The 22007-nt window shown below is 74.1% G+C and carries 19 protein-coding genes; 8 read left to right on the forward strand and 11 right to left on the reverse strand.

The genetic code is table 11. The annotated features are described in order from the left end of the window. Positions 1 to 150: 150 nt before the first annotated feature. Both ABZ495_RS13050 and ABZ495_RS13055 read left to right on the forward strand, forming a co-directional pair. The gene (locus ABZ495_RS13050) at positions 151 to 495 is read left to right on the forward strand and encodes an STAS domain-containing protein (protein ID WP_329489626.1); all 345 of its coding nucleotides are present in this window, start codon (positions 151 to 153) and stop codon (positions 493 to 495) included. A gap of 207 nt (positions 496 to 702) precedes the next feature. Further along, on the forward strand, positions 703 to 3033 hold the full coding sequence (locus tag ABZ495_RS13055) for an ATP-binding protein (RefSeq protein WP_359835713.1): 2331 nt from the start codon (positions 703 to 705) through the stop codon (positions 3031 to 3033). Positions 3034 to 3051: 18 nt separating this feature from the next. On the opposite strand, the gene nucS is transcribed toward ABZ495_RS13055, so the two are convergent. Then, on the reverse strand, positions 3052 to 3711 hold the full coding sequence (nucS, locus tag ABZ495_RS13060; protein WP_329489628.1) for an endonuclease NucS: 660 nt from the start codon (positions 3709 to 3711) through the stop codon (positions 3052 to 3054). A 486-nt stretch (positions 3712 to 4197) separates the two neighbouring features. Here nucS and ABZ495_RS13065 point away from each other — a divergent pair, with 486 nt between their 5' ends. Then, positions 4198 to 4590 (forward strand): SCO5389 family protein, encoded by a 393-nt coding sequence (locus ABZ495_RS13065; protein WP_329489629.1) that lies wholly within the window; start codon positions 4198 to 4200, stop codon positions 4588 to 4590. A gap of 116 nt (positions 4591 to 4706) precedes the next feature. Here ABZ495_RS13065 and ABZ495_RS13070 read toward each other — a convergent pair whose 3' ends face one another. Then, positions 4707 to 6014 carry an LLM class flavin-dependent oxidoreductase gene (locus ABZ495_RS13070; RefSeq protein WP_359803131.1) on the reverse strand — a complete coding sequence of 436 codons (1308 nt, stop codon included), beginning with the start codon at positions 6012 to 6014 and terminating at the stop codon, positions 4707 to 4709. Between the two features lie 227 nt (positions 6015 to 6241). Between ABZ495_RS13070 and ABZ495_RS13075 the strand changes: the two genes are divergently transcribed. Beyond that, positions 6242 to 6565 (forward strand): ATP/GTP-binding protein, encoded by a 324-nt coding sequence (locus ABZ495_RS13075; RefSeq protein ID WP_329489631.1) that lies wholly within the window; start codon positions 6242 to 6244, stop codon positions 6563 to 6565. A gap of 28 nt (positions 6566 to 6593) precedes the next feature. Here the strand turns inward: ABZ495_RS13075 and ABZ495_RS13080 are convergent, their stop codons facing one another. Together ABZ495_RS13080 and ABZ495_RS13085 are read right to left on the reverse strand one after the other, a co-directional pair. Further along, the gene (locus tag ABZ495_RS13080; protein WP_359803129.1) at positions 6594 to 7361 is read right to left on the reverse strand and encodes an ABC transporter permease subunit; all 768 of its coding nucleotides are present in this window, start codon (positions 7359 to 7361) and stop codon (positions 6594 to 6596) included. A gap of 1 nt (position 7362) precedes the next feature. After that, a complete protein-coding gene (locus ABZ495_RS13085; protein ID WP_352289400.1) occupies positions 7363 to 8370 on the reverse strand; it encodes an ATP-binding cassette domain-containing protein in 1008 nt (335 codons plus the stop codon). A 92-nt stretch (positions 8371 to 8462) separates the two neighbouring features. Between ABZ495_RS13085 and ABZ495_RS13090 the strand changes: the two genes are divergently transcribed. Both ABZ495_RS13090 and ABZ495_RS13095 read left to right on the forward strand, forming a co-directional pair. Next, a complete protein-coding gene (locus tag ABZ495_RS13090; RefSeq protein ID WP_352289403.1) occupies positions 8463 to 9257 on the forward strand; it encodes an alpha/beta hydrolase in 795 nt (264 codons plus the stop codon). Then, the gene (locus ABZ495_RS13095) at positions 9254 to 9574 is read left to right on the forward strand and encodes a hypothetical protein (protein ID WP_329489635.1); all 321 of its coding nucleotides are present in this window, start codon (positions 9254 to 9256) and stop codon (positions 9572 to 9574) included. The genes ABZ495_RS13090 and ABZ495_RS13095 overlap by 4 nt, the downstream gene beginning before the upstream one ends. A 141-nt stretch (positions 9575 to 9715) precedes the next feature. Here ABZ495_RS13095 and ABZ495_RS13100 read toward each other — a convergent pair whose 3' ends face one another. The 3 genes from ABZ495_RS13100 to mce form a co-directional block, all read right to left on the reverse strand. Next, complete coding sequence (locus ABZ495_RS13100) at positions 9716 to 10645, reverse strand: cellulose-binding protein (protein WP_218201876.1); 930 nt, start codon at positions 10643 to 10645, stop codon at positions 9716 to 9718. 107 nt (positions 10646 to 10752) lie between these two features. Further along, entirely contained in the window at positions 10753 to 15237 is a 4485-nt protein-coding gene (locus ABZ495_RS13105; protein ID WP_359835715.1) for a hypothetical protein, read from the reverse strand. Between the two features lie 526 nt (positions 15238 to 15763). Beyond that, a complete protein-coding gene (gene mce / locus ABZ495_RS13110) occupies positions 15764 to 16207 on the reverse strand; it encodes a methylmalonyl-CoA epimerase (RefSeq protein WP_329489637.1) in 444 nt (147 codons plus the stop codon). Between the two features lie 245 nt (positions 16208 to 16452). On the opposite strand from mce, the gene ABZ495_RS13115 reads away from it, so the two are divergent. Both ABZ495_RS13115 and meaB read left to right on the forward strand, forming a co-directional pair. Next, positions 16453 to 17661, forward strand: a complete 1209-nt coding sequence (locus ABZ495_RS13115; protein ID WP_359835717.1) for an acetyl-CoA C-acetyltransferase — start codon at positions 16453 to 16455, stop codon at positions 17659 to 17661. 71 nt (positions 17662 to 17732) lie between these two features. After that, positions 17733 to 18689 (forward strand): methylmalonyl Co-A mutase-associated GTPase MeaB, encoded by a 957-nt coding sequence (gene meaB, locus ABZ495_RS13120; RefSeq protein WP_359803120.1) that lies wholly within the window; start codon positions 17733 to 17735, stop codon positions 18687 to 18689. Positions 18690 to 18988: 299 nt separating this feature from the next. On the opposite strand, the gene ABZ495_RS13125 is transcribed toward meaB, so the two are convergent. The 4 genes from ABZ495_RS13125 to ABZ495_RS13140 all read right to left on the reverse strand — a co-directional run bounded on the left by ABZ495_RS13125 (position 18989) and on the right by ABZ495_RS13140 (position 21896). After that, a complete protein-coding gene (locus ABZ495_RS13125; RefSeq protein ID WP_329489640.1) occupies positions 18989 to 19504 on the reverse strand; it encodes a MarR family transcriptional regulator in 516 nt (171 codons plus the stop codon). A 39-nt stretch (positions 19505 to 19543) separates the two neighbouring features. Then, positions 19544 to 20353 (reverse strand): AIM24 family protein, encoded by an 810-nt coding sequence (locus ABZ495_RS13130; protein ID WP_329492249.1) that lies wholly within the window; start codon positions 20351 to 20353, stop codon positions 19544 to 19546. Between the two features lie 254 nt (positions 20354 to 20607). After that, complete coding sequence (locus ABZ495_RS13135; protein WP_329489641.1) at positions 20608 to 21258, reverse strand: AIM24 family protein; 651 nt, start codon at positions 21256 to 21258, stop codon at positions 20608 to 20610. Further along, positions 21258 to 21896: an AIM24 family protein gene (locus tag ABZ495_RS13140; protein ID WP_329489642.1), complete on the reverse strand. Its 639-nt coding sequence runs from the start codon at positions 21894 to 21896 to the stop codon at positions 21258 to 21260. The genes ABZ495_RS13135 and ABZ495_RS13140 overlap by 1 nt, the downstream gene beginning before the upstream one ends. Positions 21897 to 22007 lie beyond the last annotated feature (111 nt).

Here is a 22007-nt window from a genome sequence, read left to right on the forward strand (position 1 = left end):
CGTCAGATGAGGGGGACCCGGCCCACGCCGACGATGCTGCGGCCGGCCCGGGCGCGGGGCTCCACGCCCGCCCGGTGGACACCCGATCCGGGCCCGCGCGGCCGGGGCGGAACGACCCGTACCAGTGACCGCCAGGCGGAGGAGGAGACCATGCGCATCACGGGCGACCAGACGGCGCTGGCCATCGAGGGCCGCCTCGACGTGCGCACCGCCGCCGACGCGCGGGTCCGGCTGCACCAGGCCGTCGACGGCGGTCGGGGCGACCTCGTACTGGACCTCACCCGGCTGGAGTTCTGGGACGCCACCGGCCTCGGTGTGATCATGGGGACCCACCGCCGGGCCGGCCGCATCGGCCGCCGGCTGGTGCTGCGCTCCGTCCCGGCGCAGCTCCAGCGCCTGCTGGTGGCCACCCGGCTGCACCGCATCCTCGCCGTCGAGGGCGTCGTCCCCGAGCCCTACGGCGCCACGCTGCCCGCCCTCGGCCCGGTGCTCTAGGGCTCCCGCGCGCCCTCCGGGGAGGGACCGCCCTGCGCGGTCCGGACCGGATGTGCAAGAGTCTGCCGTCAGAAGACGGCCGCCGGGGACAGGACCGGCTCCTTCCCGCCCCGGCGGGGTGGGGGTCCCCCCGGCCGGAGGCAGGGGCGCACCCCCGGTCCGGAACGGCCGTACCGAGTCGTCGGCCGACCAGGGGCGGAGCAGATCGTGGGACAGCCATCCGGTGAGTTCCGGCAGGAAGCCGTCCGCACCCGGGGCGGTGAGCTGGTCTCCGGGGCCCTGCTGGTGACCGTCGGCACCCCGGAGGGGTCCGAGGTCCGGCCCTGCCCCGAGGAGTGGCGGCCCCGCCCGCGCCGGATCGGGCGCACCGAACCCGCCCGCGGACCGGTCGGCGGCCCCGGCCGCGCGGTCGGACCGCTCGCCCTCGGCGCCGGCCCGGCCGACCTGCCGCTGCTCGACCGCGAGGCCGACATCGCCCACCTGCTCGGCCTGCTCGCCGAGGGGCGTTCGATACGCCTGGTCGGCCAGGCCGGCTCGGGTCGCAGCGCCCTTCTGTCGGCGGTCGCCGAGGCGGCGGGCGACCTCGCGCCCGGCGGCGTCGTCCAGCTCTGCGGTCACCGCCGCACCGGCGACGACCTGCTCCAGGACCTCTTCGCCGCCACCCACCAGGCCCCCGGCTTCCGGCCCGACCCGGGGCAGCTCGCCGAGCACCTCGCGCAGGTCGGCGCGGTCGTGGTCGTCGACGAGGTCGAACCGGTCGGCGCGGAGCTGGAGCGGGTGCTCGCCGCCGCCCCCGACTGCGCCTTCCTGATCTCCGTCGCGCCCGACAGCCCGCCGCTGTCCGCCGACTCCCGGCTGCGGGACCACCTGGTGGCCGGGCTCTCCCGGTCCGCCTGCCTCGCGCTCGCCGCCCGGCTGGCCGGCCGGCCCCTGGACGCGGCCGAGAAGGCCTGGGCGGTCGACCTCTGGTTCGAGTCCGAGGGGCTGCCGCTGCGCTTCGTCCAGGCCGCCGCGCTGCTGCGTCAGCGGGACGTCGCCGTGGACGCGCTGGTCGCCGCGGAGGAGGACCGGCTGGACGTCTTCGGCGCGGTCGAGGAGCCCGACCGGCACCCCGACCCGGCGGTCCGTGAGAGCGAGCTGCGCGGGGCCGTCCCGCTGCCGTCGGTGGCCGAGAGCGCCTCGCCCGCCGTCCGGCTCGCCGAGGGCCTCAGCGAGCCGGCCCAGGCCGTGCTGAGGCTCGCGGTGGCGCTCGGCGGCGAGTGCCCGACCGCGCCGCACCTGCCCGCGCTGATCGACGTCGGCCAGGGCGAGAGCGCGCTGCACGAACTCGCCGACGCCGGGCTGGCGGTGTCCATCGGCGGCCACCACCGGCTCACCGCGGGCGCGCTGGACCTGCTCGCCCCGCACTGGCCGGCCCGCCGCAGCATCGACGGCGCCGCCCAGCACTTCGCCTGGTGGGTCGGGCACAGCTCGGTCTCCACGGAGCAGATCGCCGCCGAGGCGGAGGTGGTGATCGGGGTGCTGCTGGCCGACCGGGCCGCCGGCCGGCACGCGGCCGTCCTGCGGCTGGCCCGGGCGGCCGGCCCCGCGCTGGCCCTGGCGCTGCGCTGGGGCGCCTGGGAGCGCGCCCTGCTGCTCGGCCTGGAGGCCGCCCGCAACACCGGCTCCCGGGCCGACGAGGCCTGGTTCCACCACGAGTTGGGCGTCTACGCGATCTGCGTCCGGGAGCCCGGGCGGGCCGTCGCCGAACTGGAGTCCGCCCTCACCCTGCGGGCCGCGCTCGGCGAGCCGCGCGGGGCCGCCGGCGCCCGCCGGATGCTCGATCTGCTGCGCGCCGACGGCCGGCAGCTGCCCGCCGCGGCGACGACCGCCCCGGCGCCCGTCCGACGTCCCGTCATCCGGGCCATCGCGCAGGTGCCGTGGCGGTTCAAGACCACCCCCGGCACGGCCGGCGGCACCCGGCGCACGGTGATCGCCGCCTCGGCGGCCGTCCTCGCGCTCGGCGTGCTGGGGACGGCGGTCGGGCTGAGCGTCACCGGGCCGGACGAGCACCGCGGCAACGACCCGCTCAGCAGTACGGACGACGGCACCGGCCTGCCGGCGGGGCGGCCGGCGCCCCGGCCGAGCCTGAGCCCCGAACCGACGCTGTCCGACGACGCGTCGGGCTCGCAGGGCCCGCAGACCCCGCCCGCGCAGGACCCGGCGGGCCCGGAGTCGTCGGCGGGCGGCGGGACTTCGCACTCGCCCTCGGCGTCCGGGTCGGCGTCGAAGAAGCCGAGCAAGTCGCCGACCGCGACCGGCTCGCAGTCGCCGTCCCCGGGCCAGTCGCAACCGCCGGTGGTCCCGTCCGTGCCGCCGCCCGGCGGTTCGGGGCCGGGGGGTGGCGGTGGCAGCGCCGGCGGTCAGCCCGGCGGGAACAGCCCGACGGCCCCGGCTCCGACCACCACCTCGGCCTCGCCCTCGGCGACCGTCAGCCCCTCGAACAGCGCGACGCCGTCGGGCTCGACGAGCCCGACGGCGCCTCCGTCGTCGTCCTGACGGATCAGGGCGCGGCGGTCAGAACAGCTTGAGCTTGTCGTCGTCGATGCCGCGCAGCCCGTCGTAGTCGAGCACCACGCAGCCGATGCCGCGGTCGGTGGCGAGGACGCGGGCCTGCGGCTTGATCTCCTGCGCGGCGAACACGCCCTTCACCGGGGCGAGCAGCGGATCGCGGTTGAGCAGCTCCAGGTAGCGGGTGAGCTGCTCGACGCCGTCGATCTCGCCGCGGCGCTTGATCTCGACGGCGACGGTCGTGCCGTCGGAGTCGCGGCAGAGGATGTCGACCGGGCCGATCGCGGTCGGGTACTCGCGGCGGATGAGCGACCAGCCGGCGCCGAGCACCTCCATCCGGTCGGCCAGCAGCTCCTGGAGGTGTGCTTCGACACCGTCCTTGATCAGGCCGGGGTCCACCCCGAGTTCGTGGGAGGAGTCGTGGAGCACCTCCTCCAGCGTGATGATGAGCTTCTCGCCGGCCTTGTTGATCACTGTCCAGACCCCGTCGCCCACCTTGAGGGTGCACGGCGGGGACATCCAGTTGAGCGGCTTGTAGGCGCGGTCGTCGGCGTGGATGCTGACGCTGCCGTCGGCCTTGACCAGGATGAGCCTGGTGGCGGAGGGCAGATGGGCGGAGAGCCGACCGGCATAGTCGACTGAGCAGCGGGCAATTACGAGACGCACGGTCGACCACGCTAGCCCACCGGGGCCAGTTGATGCGATTCCGCGACGGCCGGGTGAAGAATCCGCGAACCCCGCGAACATGGAAGTTCGGCGATCCCGCGAATGCCTGTCGGCACTCTGGCGCCCATTCCCACGGGCAGCTACGGTGTGTGACGGCTTGCTTGCAGCGGAGCTGTCAACGGGGACGGAGACTTCAGATGAACGATCCAGCAGGATCCGGCCAATCTGGTGCAGCAAGGCGTATTTACGGAGCAATCCACAGGAATCCCCGGCCTCGCCCCCGATCGGCTGCCACGCTGTCCTGAGCGGCCGGTGCCCCCGACGCGTCCTCCGACGCGGCCTCGGCGCCGCCGCCTCCGCGCGGTGCCGGAAACAGCCGTCCGACGGCGTTCCGGACATCACGCGCGTTTCGCCCACCCTCACCCTCAGCTTGGACTACGCATCACCACCCGGGCGCCGCGCGGGTGGACCGCGAGAGGAGAATCCATGTCGCTCGACGTCTCACCGGCCCTGCTGGAAAAGGCCGAGCGGGGCGAGGTCGACGAGCGGGAATTCGTCGACTGCGTCCGCGTCTCCCTGCCGTACGCCTGGGAGCTGATCAGTTCGCTGGTCGCCCAGGCGAAGGTCGACGGCACCGACTTCGCCGACAACCACGTTCCGCCGCCCAGCGAGCAGGCCCGCGGCCAGCTCCTCCGGGCCCTCGCCAGCGACGCCATCCGGGGTGCGCTGCAGCGCCACTTCGGCGTCCGGCTGGCCTTCCAGAACTGTCACCGGGTGGCGGTGTTCCTGCCGTCGGACTCCAACGAGGCGCGGTTCGATCGCTTCACGTCCGTCCGGGAGCAGTTGCTCAACCAGTCTGAGGAACTCCGGGACTGCTGATCGCGCGGGCCGACCGTGCCGTTCGACGGCGCGGGGAACGCCGGTGCCGCCGCCGCGGCACCGGAACCGCCACCGGGCCGCCCCACTCCGCTCAGGGGAGGGGCGGCCCGGCGACGTCAGCCCAGCTGCGGCAGCACCTCGGAGCCGAGTCGGGCGATGTTCCGCAGGGTGGCCTCACGGTCGCCGCTGCCCTCGGCGAGGAGGGCGAAGCGCCGGATGCCGGTGCGCTCGGCGGTGGCCAGCAGCCGGTCGGCACACTGCTTCGGCGTTCCCACCGCGTGCAGGTCGCAGAGCAGTTCGGTGTACGCGTGCGGGTCGCGCATCTTGCGCTCCCGGCCGTCCACCGTGCGGTGGGCGCCGAGCCCGTACTCGAACCAGCCGGGCATCGCGCGCAGCAGCGTGGCCCGGGCCGTCGAGGTCCGGTCGTCGACCTGCGCCACCCCGGCCGCGACGTGCTGGCGGCCGATCCGGCGCAGCTGCTCCTCGCCGCGCCCGGCGGCCAGCCAGGCGGTGCGGTAGAGCTCCAGCATCCGCAGCTTGTCGTCGTCCCCGGAGTGCATGCCGAGCAGCATCGGCAGGCCGCGTTCGGCGGCGAGCCGGACCCCGCCGGGTGAGGTGCAGGCCACCACCAGCGGCGGGCCGGCCACCGGGCGCCCCGAGGCGGTGAGTTCGTCGACGGGCGCGTCCGCCTCCACCCGCTGGCGGGGGAAGCGCAGCAGCCCGGACTGGTCGCCGAGCCCGAGCCAGGCGCCGAGGTCGGGCCGGCGGGGCGGTTCGGTGGCACGCGGCACCACGGCCACCTCGGGGAAGCTGAACTGCGGGCCGTCCGCGCCCACCCGGGAGCCGCGCAGCCAGCGCAGCAGCAGGTCGAGCCGCTCCGGGAAGCCCTGCTCGAAGGCCTCCACCCCGCCGCCGAAGACATCGAGGTCGATCCACGGACCGCCGCGCCCCACCCCGAGCGTGAAGCGCCCGCCGGAGACCAGGTGCAGCATCGCGGCCTGCTCGCCGAGGGCCACCGGGTGCGCGGTGGAGAGCACGCTGACCGCCGTGCCGATCCCGATCCGGCGGGTGCGGCCGAGCAGCATCGCGGCGAGCGTGGCCGCGTTCGGGCAGACGCCGTAGGGGACGAAGTGGTGCTCGGCGAGCCAGACGCTGTCCAGGCCGGCCCGTTCGGCCTCGACGGTGGCCCGGACCGTCCGGTCCAGCGCCTCGCCGTGGGTCTGTCCGGGGAACTGGGCCGAGAGCAGGAAGGCACCGACCTTGACCGGTGCGGTGTCCGCGGGGCGTGCGGCGGAGCGCTGGGGCGCCGGCAGGGGGGCGCCGGTGGCGGTGGCCGGGCCGGCGGTCGTCGATGCCGGGCCGACGGTGGGCGGCCGGACTCCGACGGGTCGGCGGGTCTCGGCGCGGGCGCTGGTCTTGGTCATCCTTGGGCCTCCTCGGGTGCGCGCAGGGTCTGCGGGCCCCGCCTCTCCCCTTGTGAGTAACCGATGTCATGTGCCAATGGCACGCCGAACCACGAATTTCACAGAAGAACGGGTGGATATCACGGGAAACACCGAAGCGCCGGGCGGCGCCGTGATAGTGGCTTCGAGTGGTGCGCGCCGGCCGTAACCTGGAACGGTCACGAGCCCCCGTAGAGAGGTAGCCAGACGTGTCGCCCCGCCGCAACCGGATCAAGAGCGCAGCCGATCACGAGGACTCGGCGCCGGCCGCTCCGCTCGGCGGCGCGCTGCGCCGCACCGAGAGCTACCGGGGGGACGAGTGGGTGGTGCAGACGGTGGCCGGCACCGCCGGCCGGCACTACCGCTGCCCGGGCTGCGACCAGGAGATCCCGCCGGGCGTGGGCCACGTGGTGGCGTGGCCGATGTACGGGGCCGGGGTGGACGACCGCCGGCACTGGCACCGGGCGTGCTGGGGCGCCCGCGACCGCCGGGCCTCGAACATCCAGCGCGGCCGCGGCGCACCCCGGTACTGAGGGCGCCGCGGCCGCGTCGGCGAGCCGGTCAGGCGTCGCGGTTCTTCAGCACCAGCGCGCCGCCGACCAGCGCGGCCACCGTCCAGGCCAGGCAGATCGCGAAGCCGGCCCACGGCCCGTACGGCTGGTTGTGCTGCTCGTAGACGAGCATCATCCGCGAGCCCGCGTAGTCGGGGAAGTAGTGCGCCAGCGTCTTGACCTTCGGCACCGCCGAGAGGATCGGCGAGAGCAGGAAGAAGAACGGCACCAGCACGCCCAGCGCCAGCGTCTGGTTGTGCAGCATCGCGGTGACGCCGGCCGAGAAGAGGCAGAGCAGCGTCAGGTACATCGCCGCGCCGAACACCGCGCGCAGCACGTGCGGCTCGCCGAGGCTGGTGGAGTGGTCGCCGAGCAGCGCCTGGCCGACGAAGAACGTGATGAACGCGGTGACCAGGGAGACCGCGAAGGCCAGCGCGCCGAGCACCACCGTCTTGCCGGTGAGCAGGGTCCCGCGCTGCGGGACGGCCGCCAGGGTGACCCTGATCATCCCGCTGCTGTACTCGTTGCCGACCGCCAGCACGCCGAAGACGATGATGGCCAGTTCGCCGAGGATGATGCCGGAGAAGGCCGTCCCGGTGGCGTCGAACGGGCTGTCCGCGTCGCCCCGGAACTCCTCGAAGTTGTTGTTGGTGAGCAGCGACAGCAGGGCGCCGATACCGAGGGTGACCACGAAGGCCAGCGCGAGCGTCCAGACCGTCGACCGGACACTGCGGATCTTCGTCCACTCGGAGCGCAGCACCGCGGGGAAGGACGCCATCTCAGTTCTCCTTCTGCTGTACGGCCGCCGGCTCCTGCTGCGCCGCCGCGCCCTGCCAGTTCGCGCCCCAGGTGCCGGGCGCCCCGGCCGCGTCGCGGCCCTCGCCGCTCCCGGCGTGGTACTCCACCGAGTCGGCGGTCATCTGCATGAAGGCCTCCTCCAGCGAGGCCTGCTGGGGGCTCAGTTCGTGCAGCACCACCCCGTGGGCGGCGGCCAGGTCGCCGAGCGCGGCGAGCTCGCCGTCGACCACCTCGTAGGAGCCGTCCGGGCCCGGTTCGCCGCGCAGCCCGGCGCCGGCCAGGACGTCCAGCAGCCGCTCGGGCTGGGGGCTGCGCAGGCGGACGGCGGTGCGGGAGTTGCGCCGGATGAACTCGGCCATCGGCAGGTCGGCGAGGAGCCGGCCCCGGCCGATGACGACCAGGTGGTCGGCGGTGACGGCCATCTCGCTCATCAGGTGGGAGGAGACGAAGACGGTCCGGCCCTCGGCGGCGAGGCGCTTCATCAGGTTGCGGATCCAGAGGATGCCCTCCGGGTCGAGCCCGTTGACCGGCTCGTCGAACATCACGATCTCCGGGTCCCCGAGCAGGGCGGAGGCGATGCCGAGCCGCTGGCCCATGCCGAGCGAGAAGCCGCGGGCGCGCTTGCGGGCGACCGGGGTGAGGCCGACCAGGGCGAGCACCTCGTCGACCCGCCCGGTGGGGATGCGGTTGCTCTGGGCGAGCCAGAGCAGGTGGTCGCGGGCGGTCCGGCCGGGGTGGACGGCCTTGGCCTCCAGCAGTGCCCCGATGTACTTCAGCGGCTCGCTGAGCTGCCCGTATCTCTTGCCGTCGATGGTGACGCGGCCACCGGAGGGCCGGTCGAGGTCCAGGATCATCCGCATGGTGGTGGACTTGCCGGCGCCGTTGGGGCCGAGGAACCCGGTGACCACACCCTGCGGCACCTGGAAGCTGAGCCGGTCCACCGCGAGCGTCTTGCCGTAACGCTTGGTCAGTTCGTGCAACTCGATCATTCGCGCTCCCTCACTCTCCGTCAGGCTATGACAAACCGGACAGGGTGGCCCGCTGAGTGGGCCCGCCGGGCGCACCGAACTACGGTGGGCGCATGACCCAGCTCCCCTCCGCATTGTCGGTCCGCGAGAGTGGTACCGGAATGCCCCTCGTGCTCCTGCACGCCTTCCCGCTCGATGCCTCGATGTGGTCCGCCCAACTGGACGGGCTGCCCGGGACGACCGGCCACGAGGCCCGGGTGCTCGCGCCCGACCAGCGCGGCTTCGGCAGTACCGAGCTGGGCACGGACGAGCCCTCGCTGGACGCGGTGGCCGACGACGTCGCCCTGCTGCTGGACGCGGCCGGGATCGACCGGGCGGTGATCGGCGGTCTCTCGATGGGCGGGTACGTGGCGCTCGCCTTCGCCCGCCGCCACCCGCGGCGGATGGCCGGTCTGCTGCTGGCCAACACCAAGGCGACCGCCGACACGGACGCCGCCCGGGCCAACCGCGAGCGGATCGCCGCCGCCGTCCTGGCCCGGGACAGCGTCCAGCTGCTGCTCGACGAGCGGATGGCGGCGGGCCAGCTCGGGCCGGACTCCGGGCACCTGGTCGACCGCGTCCAGGGCATGATCGCCGCCGCGTCGCCGGCGGCGGTGGCCTGGGCGCAGCGGGCGATGGCGGCCCGGCCGCAGACCCTGGACGTGCTCGCCGGGGTACGGGTGCCGACCGCCGTCGTGGCGGGGGAGCTGGACGGCCTGATGCCGCTCGAAGAGGCCGAGCTGATGGTGCGGGCGCGGCCCGACGCCGAGTTGACCGTCATCCCCGGCGTGGGGCACCTGAGCGCGCTGGAGGCGCCGGAGGCGTTCGACGCGGCGGTGCGCGGGCTGCTGGCGCGGGTGACGCGATGAAGGAGGAGCGGGCGGAGACCGGCGGCTGGGACTTCTCGGCGCTGGAGGTGACCGGCCGGGTACCGGTCACCAACCGCGGGGAGGGGCTGCTCGAACTGACCCTGGAGCCGCTCGGCGAGGACTACTGGATGCGTCCGGGGGAGACCTTCATCGTCACCTCGTACGGCGACTACGGCTCCGGACACCCCTTCGAGGTGCAGTACTGGCGGGACTCGGTCTCGGTCTGGTGCACCTCGTGGTTCGGCACCGTCTCGGACGACGACGGCAACCAGCTGAGCTGTGGCCACCAGCGGCCCGACGGGGCCTATCCGCGGTGAACCCGGGGAGTGGGGAGTCGGGCCGGCCGACTTCCCGCTCCGGGCCGCCAGGGGCCGCCAGGGAGCCGCCCCGGGGCCGTCGCCGGGGGACAGCAGGACGGGCCCCCACCCGCAAGGGTGGGGGCCCGTCCTGCCGCGGCGTCAGCGCGACTGCTGGGCGGGCACGCCCATGGTGTCGTCGTTCGGCAGCGAGGCGGCGGCCACGGCCGCGCCGGTCAGCGTCGCCAGCATCTCGCGGACGTTGGTCAGCTGGGCGTTGATGCTGTCGCGGCGGTTGGTGAGCGCCGCCAGCTCGCGCTCGGACTCGCTGCGGATCCGGTCGGCCTTGGCGTTGGCGTCGGCCACGATGTCCTCGGACTGGCGCTGGGCCGTCTCCACCGTCTGGCGGGCGCGGCGCTCGGCGTCGGTGCGCAGCTTCTCGGCCTCCAGGCGCAGCTGCTCGGCCCGGTGCTCGATCTCGGCCAGGCGCTTCTCGGCCTTGGCCTGACGGGCGGCCAGGTCGCGCTCGGACTGCTCGCGGCGCTTGGCCAGGTTGGTCTCGAACTCCAGCGCGGCCTGGGCGGCCTTGGTGCGGGTCTCCTCGAAGAGGGCGTCCGCCTCCTCGCGCTTGTTCTGGGCGTCCTTGTTGGCCTCGGCGCGCAGCTGGGCGCTGTCGCTCTTGGCCTTGTCGACGATCCGCAGACCCTCGTCCTCGGCCTTGGCCTTGCGGTCCTTGGCGTAGTTCTCGGCCTCGGTGCGGACCTGCTGGGCGGCGGCCTCGGCGAGCTCGCGGTGCTGCTCGGCAGCGCGGTGCGCCTCGTCGCGCAGGTCCTTGGCCTCCTCCTCGGCGAGTCGCAGGATCTTCTCGACCCGGGCGCCGAGACCGGCGTAGGAGGGCTCCGCCTCGGTGACCGCCGCCTGCGCGGTCTGGGTCTCCAGGTGGAGCTCCTCGATGCGCTTCTCCAGCGCGCTGATCCGGGTCAGGGCACTGTCACGGTCGGCCACCAGCTTGGTGATCCGCTCGTCGACCTGGGCGCGCTCGTACCCACGGCGCACCAGGTCGAAGCCGTGAGGGGAGTGACTGTCGCTCATGGGGTTCTGGGCTTCCTGTCGTCAAACCGCTGAGGTGGTTGAGGGAATCCTGACACGGTACCGGAGTGTCGTCGGCGAAATGCCGTTGTCTTGCGGAGAATGTCCGCTCAATCGGGTGGTGCGCTGCCGGAACGATTGCCACCCGACCGGGGGGAGCCGACTCCGGCACCCGCCTTGGCCCCCCCGTCTTTCTTGCTCGTACTTCCCCCGTTTGCCTGCACGACCGGTGACGGTGCTTCGAACGCCTCCAGCGCGGACAGCACGTCCTGCACCCTGGAGATCTCGGTGTTGATGTCCTTGCGGCGGCGCACCAGCTCGTCCAGCTCGCGCCGGCCCTCGTCGGTGACCCGCTTCGCCTCGGTCCGTGCCTCGGCGAGCACCCGCTCGGCCTCCGCCTTCGCCAGCTCGATCTGCTCGTCGGCGGCCTCGTCGGCGGTCCGCAGGCGCTTCTCCGCCTCGGCCGCCGCCGTCTCGATCCGCTCCTCGGACTCCTCCTGGGCGGACTTCAGCTTGGCCTCGGCCTTGATGATCAGGGCCTCGGCGCGGTCGGTCGAGTCGGCCAGCTTGGTCTCGGCCTCCTTCAGCAGGCCCTCGGCCTTGCGGACGGCCGAGATCCGGACCTTGCTGGCCTCGGCGGACGCCTGCGAGTTCAGCTCGTTGGCGTGCTCCTCGGCGGCCGCGATCAGCGCCGCCGCCCGCTCCTCGGCCTCGGCGACGGCGGCCACCGCCTGCTCCTCGGCCTCGGTCAGCTGCTCCTGGGCGGCCGTCACCAGCGCGTCCACCCGCTCGCCGGCCGACTTCATCGCCTGCGCGTTCTCCTTGCGGGCGCGCTCGTGCAGGGCCTCCACCTCGGCGTCGGTGCGCTCGCGCAGCTCCTCGGCGCGCTCGCGGATCGCGGTGGCGTCCCGGCGGGCCTCGGAGAGCAGGGCGTCGGCGTCGGCCCGGGCCTTCTCGACCGCGGCCTGCCCGGCCGCCTCGCCGGCCGCGACCAGCCGGTCGGCCTCCTTGCGGGCGGCCGCGACCATCGCGTCCGCCTGCTCCTCGGCGGCGGCGGTGGTGGCCAGCGCGGTGGTCTGGGCGTCCTCGCCGAGCGCCTCGGCGTCGGCGAAGGCCCGCTCCAGGACGGACTTGGCCTGCTCGCGGGTGGCCTTGTCGAAATGCTCGGCGGCCTCGCGGATCTCCGCGTCGAAGGCGTCGGCGCGGGCGTGGGTGTCCGCGTCGTAGTCGTCCGCGAGGGACCGGGTGGCCAGCGCGTACTCCTCGGCCTCGGCCCGCAGCGCGGCGGCGAACTCCTCGGCCTCGGCGATCGTGGCGGCGGCCCGCTCCTCGCCGGCGGCCACCGTCCGGGCGGCCCGGTCCTCGGCGGCGGCGCGCTGCTGCTCGGCGTTCTCCCGGGCGGCGTGCAGTTCGGCCTCGGCCTCGGCGCGCAGCTGCTCGTCGTAGGCCTGCGCCTCGGCGCGGCGGCGGGCCAGCTCGGCCTCGGCGGCCTGGCGCTCGCCGGCCAGCTCCAGCTCGGTCTGCTCGCGCAGCGCGGTCGTCTCGGCGGCGGTCCGGGCCCGCAGGTCCGTGGTCTCCCGGTCGGCCAGGGCCCGCTGTTCGGCGGTCTCCCGGTCGGCGCTCTCGTGCTGCTCGGCGATCGCGCGGGCGGTGCGCTCGCGCAGCTCGGCGGTCTCCCGGTCGGCCAGCGCGCGCTGCTCGGTGGTCTCCCGCTCGGCGGTGTCGCGCAGTTCGGCGGCGGCCTGCTCGGCCTCCCGGCGGACCTCGGCGGCCTCGCGCTCGGCGGTGGCCCGCAGCTCGGCGATCTGCAGGGACGCGGCCTCGTGCATCCCGGCCACCGACTGGCGGACCTCGGCGGCCTCGTCCTCGGCGTTGGCGACCAGCTCGGCGGCCTCGGCCCTGGCCGCGGCCGTCAGCTTCTCGCCGTCGACGCCGGCCTGCTCCAGCACCGCCCGCGCCTCGGCGCGGATCGACTCGGCGGTGGCCCGCGCCTCGGACAGCTCCCGGCCGGCCTCGGCCCGGACGGTCTCGGCCTGCTCGGAGGCCAGGGCCAGGTCGGCCTCGGCCCGCTCGCGCAGCGCCGAAGCGGCGGCCTCGGCCTCGGCCGTCCGCTGCTCGGCGGCGGCCCGGGCGGCCTCCAGCGCTTCCTCGGCCTCCGCCCGCAGACGGGCCGTCTCGGCGGCGGTGTACTCGGTGAGTTCGGCGGCGGTCCGTTCGGCTTCGGTGCGGAGTCGGTCGGCGTGGGCCTCGGCGGCTTCGCGGAGCGCGGTGGTCTCGGCGGCGGTGCGCTCGGTGAGTTCGGCGGCGGCCGTCTCGGCCTGCTCGCGGGCGGTCCGGGCGGCGGCCAGCTGCTCGGCGGTCTCCTCGCGCTCGCGGAGCAGACCGGCGGCGGCCTCCTCGCGCTCGCGCCGGCTCTCCTCGCGCAGCGCTTCGGCGGCGGCGTCGGCCTCGGCCCGGGTCCGGGCCAGCTCGGCGTCGGCCTCGGCGCGCAGCCGCTCGGCGTCGGCGACCGCGGCGTCCAGCACGGCGGTGGCCTCGGCCTGCGCGTCGGCCCGGACGGCCTGCGCGTCGGCGTTCGCCCCGGCCCGCACCCGCTGATCGAACTCGGTTGCCTCGCGGCGCAGTTCGGCGGTCTCACGCTCGGCGGCGGAGCGGTTCTCGGCGGCCGCGGCCTTGGCCGCGGCGAGCGCGTCCTGGCCCTGCTGCTCGGCACCGGCGACGATCTTCTCGGCCTCGGCGCGGGCCCGGTCGAGGGTCTGCTCGGCGCGGCCCTGGGTCTCGGCGGCCTGCTGCTTGGTCTGCTCGCGCAGCCGCTCGATCTCGGCGGCCGCGCCGGCGCGCAGCTCGTCCGCGTCGGTCTTGGCCCTGGTCAGCAGCTCCTCGGCGGTCTTCGCCGACTCCTCGATCTGCACGACGGCCTGCCGGCGGGCCTCGCCGCGGACCCGGTCGGCCTCGGCGGCGGCCTGGGCGCGCAGCTCCTCGGCCTCGGCCCGCAGCCGGGCGGCCTCGTCCTGCATCTGCCGGACCCGCTCGCGGATGCCGGCCGCGTCGTCCAGGGCGGCGTTCTGGGCCTGCTCGACGGCGGCCTGCGCCTGCTCGCGCAGCCGCTCCGCCTCGGCGGCGGCCTCGGCGCGGATCCGCTCGGCCTCCGTGGTGGCCTCGGCCCTGGCGGTCTCGGCGTCCTGGTTGGCCCGGCCCAGCATCTCCTCGGCCGTCTTGGCGGCCTTGGCGAGGTGGACGGTGGCGTCCTTGGCGCCGGCCGCCCGGCCGGCCTCCTCGGCCTCGCTGCGCAGCTGCTCGGCGGCGGCCTCGGCCTGGGCCCGCAGCTCGGCGACGTCGCGCTCGGCCTGGGAGCGCAGCTCCGCGATGGCGGCCTCGGCCTCGGACCGCAGCTGGCCGGCGACCGACTCGGCGGTGGCGCGCAGCCGTTCGCTCTCCTCGGCGGCGGCCGCCTTGGCGGCCTCCGCCTCGGCCTGCTTGGTGGCGGCCTCGGCCCGGATGGCCTCGGCCTGCTTGGTCGCCTGGGCGACCATCCGGGCGACCTCGGCGCGGGCGGTCTGCGAGCGCTGCTCGCTGGCGGCCTCGCCGTCGGCGACCTTGCGGACGGCGGCGGCCTCGGCATCGGCCTGGAGCTGCTCGGCGGCGGCCTCGGCCTGGGCGCGGAGCTCGGCGGACTCCCGACGGGTGCGCTCGGCCTCGGCGATCGCCTCGGCGCGCAGCCGCTCGATCTCGGCCTGGGCGTGGGCGAGCGCCTCCTCGGCGCGGGCCTGCTCGGCGCTGGCGTGCTCCTTGAGCCGGCCGATCTCGGCCTGTGCGGCGGCGAGCTGCTGTTCGGCGGCGGCGTGCGCGGCGGCCAGCTGCTGCTGGGCCTCGCCGCGGGCGGCGTTCACGTCGGCGGCGGCCTGGGCGCCGGCCTGCTGGGCCTGCTCGGAGGCGGCGCGCAGCAGGCGCTCGGCGTCGGTCTGGGCACGGTGGAGGGCGGCCTCGGCGGCGGCCTGGGCCTCACCGCGGGCGGCGTCGACGTCGGCGGCGGTCTGGGCGCGGGCGTGGTCGGACAGCGCGGCGGCCTCGGCGCGGGCCGCGGCCATCATCCGCTCGGCCTCGGCGCGGGCCTCCTGGAGCAGGCGCTGGGCCTCCTGCTCGGTGCCGGCCCGGGTCTGCTCGGCCCAGTTGACGTTCTCGTTGACGTGCTGTTCGGCGCTGCGCCGCAGCTCGGTGAGCTCGTCCTCCAGCTGGCGGCGGCGGGCGGCCAGCTCGGCCTCCAGCCGGGCGGTGCGCTCGGCGGCCTCGGCCATCAGGCGCTGGGTGGCCTGCTGGGAGTCGCGCAGCTGCCGCTCGGCGTCGGCACGCAGCTGCTGGGCCTGCATCTCGGCGGTGCGGAGCAGCTGCTCGGCCTGGCCGGAGACGGCGTCGAAAGCACGCGGCTGGGCGAGCATGCGACGGGACTCGTGCAGCTTGGCCCGGAGCACCTCCACCTGGTAGGCGAGGTCCTCGGCATGCTCGACGGTCTTGTCCCGCTCCTTGCGAGTCCGATCCATCTCGGCCTCGAACTGGGAGAGGTGATCGTCAACCTCGTAGCGGTCGTAGCCCCGCACTCCGCGGTCCCATCCATCTCCTGGTCGCGTCCTCGACCCGGCCGCACCCCGGCTCCCGTGTCCGGGGCCCCGGTCCGACTGGTCCTTGCATCCGCAGCCGGTGGACGGCCCCTGTTCTGGTCGGGGGCGTCCGCCACGGTTGTCGAAGTCCTGGGCGTCGGAGCGCGGTCGTGCCGCGTTCCCCCGTCCGGGTGGACTCCTGGGCGAACTCTTGCCTTGTGGAGAATGGTGACAGATCCGAACTGCGACTGTTCAGCCGTGCCCGCGTAATGGACTCCCCTGCGACGGGCCGGTCCACCGCTGGGCGGACAGGCCTGTCATCGGCCGTGCCCGTCGCCTCCGTCCCCCGGAGTCTTCGCGCACCTGGGCATTGTAGTGGGAGCGTCCCACGGGGGAATGGCCGCGTAGGGGTTTTCCGGGCATCGGGCGACATTACTGACGGGTCATGAGGGCCGCGGGCCCCTCGGCGGGCTCTGGGCGGACCCCCGGCGGGTGCCGTCGGAACCCGACGGCACCCGGGTGCGGGTCAGTGCTCGTCGTGCTCGCCGGGCTCTGCGGCGGTGACCAGCTCGGTCAGCACACCGCCGCAGTCCTTGGGGTGCAGGAAGGTGATCCGGGAGCCCATCGAGCCGATCCGGGGCTGCTCGTAGAGGACCCGGATGCCCTTGGCGCGGATGGACTCGGAGTCGCCGTCCACGTCGGCGGTGCCGAACGCGATGTGGTGGACGCCCTCGCCGTTCTTCTCCATCCACTTGCCGACGGCGGAGTCGGGCCGGGTGGGCTCCAGCAGCTGGAGGTAGGAGGCGCCGCCGTCACCGGTGTCGTTGATCTTGAGCATGGCCTCGCGCACCCCCTGCTCCTCGTTGACCTCGCTGTGGAACACCTCGAAGCCGTAGGTGGCGCGGTAGAACTCGACCGTCTTGTCGAGGTCTCGGCAGGCGATGCCGATGTGGTCGATGCGGGTGAGCACGGTGGCCTCCGGGTCTGGGCGGGCTACGGGACGGCAACAGTGCAGCGCATGCGGCCGGGGTGCGCCAGCGATCCGGGTGCGAGCCTGCTCACACGGGCGGGGTTCACCCGGACCGGGTTGACACGGTGTTGACTGGATCGTGCCAGTGCGCTCGATCACACCGTCGGTCCGGTGACGGACGGGTAGCAGGTCAGTACATTGAGCGGAATCCTCACCTGGCCACGACGTGCGAAGGGGCTCGTCCCATGACCAACACCACCTCTGTGATCGTTGCCGGTGCGCGGACCCCGATGGGTCGCCTGCTCGGTTCGCTCAAGGGTTTCTCCGGCGCCGACCTCGGGGCCGTCGCGATCAAGGCCGCCCTGGAGCGGGCCGGCGTCGCGGGGGACCAGGTCCAGTACGTGATCATGGGCCAGGTGCTGCAGGCCGGCGCCGGCCAGATCCCGGCCCGCCAGGCCGCCGTCAAGGCGGGCATCCCGATGAACGTCCCGGCGCTCACCATCAACAAGGTCTGCCTCTCCGGCCTGGACGCCATCGCGCTGGCCGACCAGCTGATCCGGGCCGGCGAGTTCGACATCGTGGTGGCCGGCGGCCAGGAGTCCATGACCAACGCCCCGCACCTGCTGCCGAAGTCCCGCGAGGGCTACAAGTACGGCGCGATCGAGCTGCTGGACGCGATGGCGCACGACGGCCTCACGGACGCCTACGAGAACATCCCGATGGGCGAGTCCACCGAGAAGCACAACACCCGCCTGGGCATCCCGCGCGACGTCCAGGACGAGATCGCCGCCGCGTCCCACCAGCGGGCCGCCAAGGCCCAGCAGAACGGCGTCTTCGAGGCCGAGATCGCCCCGGTGGAGATCCCGCAGCGCAGGGGCGAGCCGCTGGTCTTCAGCCAGGACGAGGGCATCCGGGCGGACACCACCGTCGAGGGCCTGGCCAAGCTGCGCCCGGCCTTCACCAAGGACGGCACGATCACCGCCGGCACCTCCTCGCAGATCTCCGACGGCGCCGCCGCGGTGGTCGTGATGAGCAAGGCCAAGGCCGAGGAGCTGGGCCTGAGCTGGATCGCCGAGATCGGCGCGCACGGCAACGTCGCGGGCCCGGACAACTCGCTGCAGTCGCAGCCGTCCAACGCGATCAAGCACGCGCTGGCCAAGGAGGGCCTGGAGGTCGGTGACCTCGACCTGATCGAGATCAACGAGGCGTTCGCGGCCGTCGCCCACCAGTCGACCAAGGACCTGGGCGTCTCCTCCGACATCGTCAACGTCAACGGCGGCGCGATCGCGCTCGGCCACCCGATCGGCATGTCCGGTGCCCGCGTGGTGCTGCACCTGGCGCTGGAGCTCCAGCGGCGCGGCGGCGGCATCGGCGCGGCCGCGCTCTGCGGCGGCGGCGGCCAGGGCGACGCGCTGATCGTCCGCGTTCCGAAGGAGCAGGCCGCGAAGGCCTGATCATCCGACTTACCTCAGGGGCTGCGGACCGCCACCAGCGGTCCGCGGCCCTTCGGCGCTAGGAGCTCCTGATGATCGATGTCGCGACCCTGGTCGAGCAGGCCCGCGCGGGCCGGCCGCGTGCGGTGGCCCGGCTGATCTCGCTGGTCGAGAACGCCGCCCCGCAGCTGCGCGAGGCGATGGCGGCGCTGGCCCCCTACACCGGCCGGGCCTACACCGTCGGGCTGACCGGCTCGCCCGGCGTGGGCAAGTCCACCTCGACCTCCGCCCTGGTCACCGCCTACCGGCGGCTCGGCAAGCGGGTCGGGGTGCTGGCGGTGGACCCGTCCTCGCCGTTCTCCGGCGGCGCGCTGCTCGGCGACCGGGTCCGGATGCAGGACCACGCCACCGACCCCGAGGTGTTCATCCGCTCGATGGCCACCCGCGGCCACCTCGGCGGCCTCTCCTGGTCGGCCCCGCAGGCGCTGCGGGTGCTGGACGGGGCCGGCTGCGACGTGATCCTGGTGGAGACCGTCGGCGTCGGCCAGTCCGAGGTGGAGATCGCCGCCCAGGCGGACACCACCGTGGTGCTGCTCGCCCCCGGGATGGGCGACGGGATCCAGGCCGCCAAGGCCGGGATCCTGGAGATCGGCGACGTCTTCGTGGTGAACAAGGCGGACCGGGACGGCGCCGACGCGACCGCCCGGGAGCTCAACCACATGCTCGGCCTCGGCGAGAGCCGCGAGGCGGGGGACTGGCGGCCCCCGATCGTGAAGACCGTGGCGGCCCGCGGCGAGGGCGTCGACGAGGTGGTCGAGGCGCTGGAGAAGCACCGCGCCTGGCTGGAGGAGCACGGCGAGCTGGCCGTGCGCCGCCGCCGCCGGGCCGGCGACGAGATCGAGGCGATCGCGCTGGCCGCGCTGCGCTCCCGGATCGGCGACCTGCACGGGGACCGCCACCTGGCCACCCTGGCCGAGCGGGTGGTGGCCGGGGAGCTGGACCCGTACGGCGCCGCCGACGAACTGGTCGCCGGACTCACCCAGGGCTGAACACGACGAGGGGCCCGGTCACCCGTCGCACCGACGGCCGACCGGGCCCCGGCACAACCGGCCCACTCCGATCCCGCCCTGCCACCCACCCGACCCGCCCCGAGCCGAAGGGGCGCGCCGGTGCCGGCCTTCCGTAGCCGCGCCACCCACCCGACCCGCCCCGAGCCGAAGGGGCGCGCCGGTGCCGAAAGGGAGAAGCGAGGACGCCCCGAGGAACGAGGGGTGTTGGAGCGCCGACCGTCGGCGCCGGGTCAAGCACCCCGGAGGCGAGTGGGCGAAAGTACAGCGAGCGGGCGAAGTTACGCCCGGCCGCGGAGGTCCCGCAGGTGTTCGGCGACGGGGGCCAGGGCCTGGTACATCGCGTCCAGCTGCTCGGGGCTGAAGCGGTCGATGAAGTGCGTCCGGACGCTGCGCACGTGGTCCGGGGCGACCTTCTGCATGGTCTCCCAGCCCTGCTCGGTGAGGTGGGCGTAGAGGCCGCGCCGGTCGCCCGGACACTCCTGCCGCAGGACCAGCCCGGCCGTCTCCATCCGCGTGATCTGGTGCGAGAGCCGGCTCTTGGACTGCAGGGTCGCGGTGGCCAGGTCGGTCATCCGCATCCGCCGCTCGGGTGCCTCGGAGAGCACGACCAGGATCTCGTAGTCGTTGATCGCGAGGTTGTGCGGCTGGAGTTCGCGGCTGAGCTGGTAGTCCAGCAGCTTGGAGACCTCCAGGTGGGCGCGCCACAGCCGCTGCTCCCGGGCGCTGAGCCACGGAGTCCCCTCCTCCGGCTGCGAGGGGGGGACGTCGGCGGCGTCGATCGTGCGCGTATCCATGGTGCGAGCATACCGCATTTAGTTCAATCTTGTACGACTTTACAGGCCGAAACGCCGCCCGAGGTCGCCCAGGTTACCGAGCCCGGGCACGTTGAGGTTGCCCCCGCCGTGGCCCGCGGCCGCGGGCTGCGACGGCACCCCGCCCATCGGCACGCCCGCCTCGGCGTGCACCTGGCCGACGTTGCGGTCGGCCATCAGCACCTCGGTCGACTGCAGCAGCACCTGGCCGGCGCCGATGAACTCGAACTGGTGCTCCTCGCCGGACGCCCCGCCCAGGCCGGTCAGCCGGCGGATCCCGCCGATCACCCCGTGCATGTAGTCGTGGTCGTAGTGGTGGCACGGCGCCGGGCAGTCCGCCCAGCCGACCAGCGCCTGCGGGTCCACCCGGATCGGCGGCTCGACGAAGTGCACCGGCCCGTTGGACGCGGCCACGAACTTGCCGCTGCCGATCAGCGTGAGGAACCCGGGGATGATCGACTGCTTGAGCCGCAGCGTGGGCTCGTACGCCAGGAGGTTGCCCGAGCGGACGGTCAGGTTCCCCTCCTCCAGGTCGTAGGAGTTGAGGTCGAAGGCGCGGTCGGCCAGCAGCAGCTTGCCCCGGCCCTCGGCGACCACCCAGTCCGCCGCGTGCATCGGCGAGTTGAAGTGCTGACCGAGCATCCGGTCGATCGCCCCGGCGCCGACGCCCTTGAAGGAGATGTCGCCGTAGTAGGCGATCATCTTGCCCTTCTGCAGGAAGTACGACCCGTTCAGGTCGACCGAGAAGGCGTACGGGTTGACGTTGTCGTTCGCCGGCAGGCTGTGCACGTCGTGCACCACCGGGCCGGAGCCGTCCGGTGCCTTCGGCAGCGGGGCCTGGGCGCCCCCGTACTGCTCCTGGGCGTACTGCTGCGGCTGCTGCTGCGGGTAACCCTGCTGCGGAGGCGGCGGGTAGCCCTGCTGCGGGTAGCCCTGCCCGGGCGGCGGGCCGTAGCCGGGCGGCGGCGGGGCGGCCGGGTAGCCGGGCTGGGTGGGCTGGTTGTACGGCGACGGCTGGCCGTACGGCTGCGGCTGGCCGTACGGGTCGTGCGGCTGCCCGTAGGGGGGCTGCGGCGGGTAGGACATCAGAGCTTCTCCTCGCTCGCCTGCACGAACACCGTGCCGTTCCCGGACAGCTCCAGCTGGAAGGCCTCGCCGGAGCCGCGTCCGATCATGTCGCGCCACCCCAGCGCGGTGGACAGCTTGTTCTGGACCTGGCCGCGGTGCGCGACGTAGGCCTGGGGGTCGACGTGGACCGGCTGGTGCGGGGTGATCGGCAGTTCGAAGACGCCGCCGTGCGCCATCACCGCCACCGCGCCGTGGCCGTCCAGCTTGGTGGTGAACAGGCCCTGCCCGGTCACCTGGCCGCGGACCATGCCCATCACGCCGCCCTGCGACCCCATGAACATCGTGGACTGCTGCAGCGAGCCCTCGAAGGCCAGCAGCCGGTCCGCCTCGACGTACAGGGTGTCGCCGGCCAGGTCGATCACGTGCACGTGGTGGCCGCCGTGGCCGAACATCACGGTGCCCTGGCCCTCGACGGTCATCAGCGGGGTGTCCTCGTTGGCCACCCGGCGGCCGATCATCGACATGACGCCGCCCTGGCCGCCGGTGAGGTTCGGCGTGAACCGGACCTCGCCGGTGTACGCGAGCATCGCGCCGCGCTGGCTGAACATCCGCTGCCCGGGGACGACCCGGGCCTCGATCATCTTGTTGTTGATCCTGGTGAACGGCATCAGACGTCGCCCCCGATGGTGATCTTCTCGGACGGCTGAACGTAGACCAGGCCCTCGCCGGAGAACTCCACCTGGACCGCCTCGCCGCCGCCCTCGCCGATGAAGGTCGACCAGCCGGCGCCCGACTTGAGGCTGCGGCTGAGGTTGCCGGTGTGCGCGACGTACGCCCCCGGGTCCACCCGCAGCGGCATGCCCTGGGAGACCCGCAGGATGATCGCCGGCCCCTTGGAGGTGAGCGCGGCCCAGCCGTGGCCCTCCACCTTGGTGGTGAACAGGCCGTTCCCGGAGGAGATGCCGTTGAGCCCGGTGAAGCTGGTGCCGGTCTTCAGCGTGCCCTCGGTGCAGAGGAGGTTGTCCGACTCGACGTAGAGCGTCTCGCCGTTCAGCCGGACCAGGTTGATTTCGGTGGCTCGGTCGGCGAAGTAGCAGGTGCCCTGCCCCTTCACCTCCATGACCGTCATCTGCTCACCGGTCAGCCGTCGGGTCACGACGCCGCGCAGCCCGTCACCGCCGCCGCTGAGCTTCTTGAAGTTCATCTGGCCGGTGTACGCGACCATCGAGCCGTTTCTGGCTTTCACGCCATCGCCCGTCATGTCGACGGCGAGCGTCTTGGACCCTTGGAGTCGAAACTGTGCCACCGCCGCAATGTAGCGGGATCCGGCAGCTCGGGGGGAGGGGGCGGGGTCGTTCTGGTACCTGTCTGCGACAAAACCGGCCCGTCGGACACCGGCTGTACCGGCTCCGTATCC

The organism is Kitasatospora sp. NPDC005748 (genome assembly GCF_040630735.1).
Taxonomy (GTDB): Bacteria; Actinomycetota; Actinomycetes; order Streptomycetales; family Streptomycetaceae; genus Kitasatospora.